The 3,588-nt window shown below is 40.4% G+C and carries 2 protein-coding genes and 1 pseudogene; all 3 read right to left on the bottom strand.

What is annotated here, in order from left to right; genetic code table 11:
• Positions 1 to 520 (bottom strand): annotated as a pseudogene (locus tag FS666_RS18910) (RNA-guided endonuclease TnpB family protein); the annotation flags it as partial.
• 289 nt (positions 521 to 809) lie between these two features.
• Positions 810 to 2,153 carry an APC family permease gene (locus FS666_RS18905; RefSeq protein WP_144463756.1) on the bottom strand — a complete coding sequence of 448 codons (1,344 nt, stop codon included), beginning with the start codon at positions 2,151 to 2,153 and terminating at the stop codon, positions 810 to 812.
• A gap of 290 nt (positions 2,154 to 2,443) precedes the next feature.
• Positions 2,444 to 3,262 (bottom strand): carbon-nitrogen hydrolase family protein, encoded by an 819-nt coding sequence (locus tag FS666_RS18900; protein WP_186310928.1) that lies wholly within the window; start codon positions 3,260 to 3,262, stop codon positions 2,444 to 2,446.
• Positions 3,263 to 3,588: the final 326 nt, after the last annotated feature.

Below are 3,588 nucleotides of genomic sequence, written 5' to 3'. Positions count from 1 at the left end.
TTTTTAATCCGTTCCACTCCACAAAACCGTTTTTGTATCTGATCCCTGATTTATTGGTTTTGCTTTCCAGCGTATTGAATTCGCCGAACTTTTTAAAGCGCACCTTTTTTGTTTTTGGATTGAAAAGATAGTCTTCGATCGATTCCCAGACATTGAGTGCAATTTTTTGCACGGCATGGGAGTCTAAATGCACCTTTTGTTTGTGCTTTTCGTTTTTCGGTTTTTTGCCAAGGAAGTGTTTTCCCATATGATTGACGATGCGCTCTGCACCGGTTTTACTGACATCATATGCTTCCCGAATCTCGATTAATTTTTTTGTTCGTGTCTTGGATTTCTCTTGCTTGAGCCAAAATTGATAAGTTTCATCTTTTCTCATTTGTTGAATGTTATCCAGCATTTTTCGCTTGCAGGCGTTATAAATATGGCGCCCGATTTCAAAGCGTTTTTCCAGTATATGCACTTGAAAAATCTCCGTTTTGAGGAATAATTCTACGACATAGCGGGGACCTTTTTTCGCCATATTTACCCGGCCTCCGAACATATATTCTATATAAATATTATAATATTGCAAAAATAAAAGCAAGCACTTTTTCATCTTTATTTGAATCTATGCCGCTGAGATTCATCCCGGCATTAAAATACCGGGCCTTCTGCCAGTTGTTCGTAAACGAACCATTTAAATTCCCCCTTTTTGATTGAACATCTTTTTATTTATCTATCTTTTTTATAATTACTTCAAAAAACATGCTTAACAATAAGCGCAAGCGCCTTAACCATTGCGGGGCTAGCCGCTTTTAACTCTTCTATTATTAAGCCTCTTCAACAGCAAGTTCCGGCGGAGGCTGCCTAAACATGTTCGTAAGAATTAGCAGGTATACAAATCCTGCCGTAAACCAAATTCCACCTACAATAAGTGAATGAATGTCCAATTTTAAAAAGAATAAGCCTGTAAGCGAAGCGCCAATTAACGGCAGTATAAGATACCGGATGGTCCCCATAATGGATCTCTGTTTTTTGCGGACATAATAGTGTGCGATAACAGAAAGATTAACAAGAGTAAATGTAAGCAACGCACCGAAATTGATCAGAGATACGGCAAGTGTAAGACTTAAGAAGAGTGCACTAAGAGCAATGCCTCCTATGATTAATAGGTTAAACACAGGAGTACGATATTTAGGCGAAAGATACCCAAATATTTTGCTAGGGAGTACACCTTCACGACCCATTGCATATAAAATACGGGATGCACTTGCCCCTGATGCAACGGCTGATCCGAAGCATGCCATGGCTCCTTCTGCAACCATGTAACTCACCAAGAAATTACCTCCGATATACATGGCAATTTCAAGATAGGCTGATTCCGGATCTTTGAAAGTTTGGTATTCCGGCCAGACAAGCTGTAAAAAATAGGAACCGATAATAAATGATGCCCCGCCAATAATCGTAATAAGATAAATGGCCCTGGGTATAGATTTTTTGGGATTTTTCGCTTCCTCAGATAGGGTTGTTACGGCATCAAATCCTAAAAAAGAAAAGGCTAGAACAGGGATTATGCCCATGATTTCCGGCATATTTGCATTTGAATCAATAAATGGAAGGATGGAAAAGAGTGTGCCTGCTCCTTGACCATTTAGAAGACCCTTAATAGAAAAGGCAATAAAGAGGACAAATGTTCCGAGTTGTAAAAGCAGAACCCCTGCATTAAACTTTGCCGCTATAGTGATGCCAAGTATATTTACGACCGTAATAATAAGGATAAAGAGAATAATCCAAATGTACATTGGAATAGAAGGGAAATACGCCTTCATGGCTATTCCCAGGAATAAAGAACTGATCATTGGACTAAATGCATAACCCAATAATATTGTCCAACCTACAAGAAAGCCAACATGCGGACTAAGGGACTTTTGTGTAAACGTATAAGCAGCACCCGCAGTTGGAAAGGCTTTCACCAGCTGCGCATAACTATAGGCTGTAAATAACATAACAAGCAAGGCAACGATATAAGCTGTTGGAATCATCCCATTCGTGCTATCAACAGCGACTCCATATGTTGCAAATAAAGTAGTTGGAGCCATAAAGGCTAGTCCAAAAAACACTAGATATTTTACTGAAAGAGAACGTTTAAGCGTTGGTGAGTTTGTATTATTCATGTTTCATTCCCCCGTATGCCAACTTTCTGTCTTTTTGTTAAATTTTCGTATCTTTTATCCGAAGGTATTCAAATAGATTTTGCGTAAACGATTTTTTCTTATAGCCCGGGAGGGAAAGATGGATCACCCGCCCATATCTGCTTAATCCGAAATGCTGTACGAGCGGTAATGACACCATCGATAACACATGGAGTTCTTCGATTGATACGTACCTCGCAATGTTTACATACAAGATTATCATTCATGCTTTTCATTGCTGCCCATGCCGCCAAGACAGGCATTTCAAATGATTAGATTTTAATTTCCCAAACTCCCTTTTCAATTTCCTTTGAAGGTATATTTAATGGCACCCTGCGTTCTTTCAGATAGTCGTATTGTTGTTTACTCTCCTGAATAAGAGACAAGTCCAGCGATGCTGATAACACTTCCTCTTCACGTCCCGCTTCAGCAATAATCCGTCCATACGGATCAACAATAACGCTTTCACCGCAAAAAGTAATATCCTCATCCTCCAGCTGTCCAAGCCGATTCGTCAAAGCGACAAACATTTGATTCTCTTGTGCCCTGGCTTGAACGGCAACGCGGTGCACCGGGCCCTCCCAATTTCCATCTGTCACCAACAATAGCTCTGTTCCCATACTGGCAACAGCACGTGCTGTTTCCGGATATTCTATATCGTAGCAAATGAGCAGCCCGACCTTTGTGCCCTGCCAGTTGCAGCTCCGAAAGCAATTTCCGGCTTTAACTGCTTTTTCCTCACCTGGGAATAAGTGGACTTTACGATAAGAGAGCAATAATCCTGCCGGCCCTACCAGAACCGTTGTGTTATAAATGTTTTCTCCCTCTTTTTCGTATAAACCAACTACAATGGAGGTATCAGCTTCCCTCGCTTTGCGTTCTAAATGTTTCACAATAGGTCCATCTAATGGCTCAGCTAATGTACGGCAAACCTCCGGAGGAGGAAATCCTGCGATAAATGTCTCAGGAAACAAGATCAGATCGTGAGATTGTCCATATTCATCAACGACATGATCCAAACGGGCAAGATTGTTCTCAGCTTTCCCGTCTTCACAAATAAGTTGCGCCAATGCGATATCTATCTTTTTCATCATAAAAGCCTCCTGATACTTTTTCTCTTTATATTTCATGCTTCTATATACTACACGCAAAAATTATGCCAACCAATAAAGCCCCTTAATTGAAAAGCGCTTACAAGCGTTTGACCCATATTTGCATTAAGTTTTAAAATATTGATTCATTAATGAATTTTAATTTGAATTCGAATTAAAATCGGCCCGCACGAAGCGGGCCGATTTTCTTACTGAGCAAGAAAGTATAAGATGTTTTAGCTTTAAAATTTTGAACAAAGCCATTTGTTGTCTAGCTTCGACGGACAGGAGGTCCTAGTGCCGCCGGCGCCACAGGACGTGGCGCT

Source organism: Siminovitchia fortis (assembly GCF_007681465.1).
Classification (GTDB): domain Bacteria; phylum Bacillota; class Bacilli; order Bacillales; family Bacillaceae_C; genus Siminovitchia; species Siminovitchia fortis.
This window is presented reverse-complemented; position numbering and strand designations above follow the sequence as displayed.

Bases quoted from the DNA above. Each gene is read 5' to 3' on its own strand.
- FS666_RS18905 (WP_144463756.1), bottom strand. From the start codon at position 2,153: ATGAATAATACAAACTCACCAACGCTTAAACGTTCTCTTTCAGTAAAA.
- FS666_RS18900 (WP_186310928.1), bottom strand. From the start codon at position 3,262: ATGAAAAAGATAGATATCGCATTGGCGCAACTTATTTGTGAAGACGGG.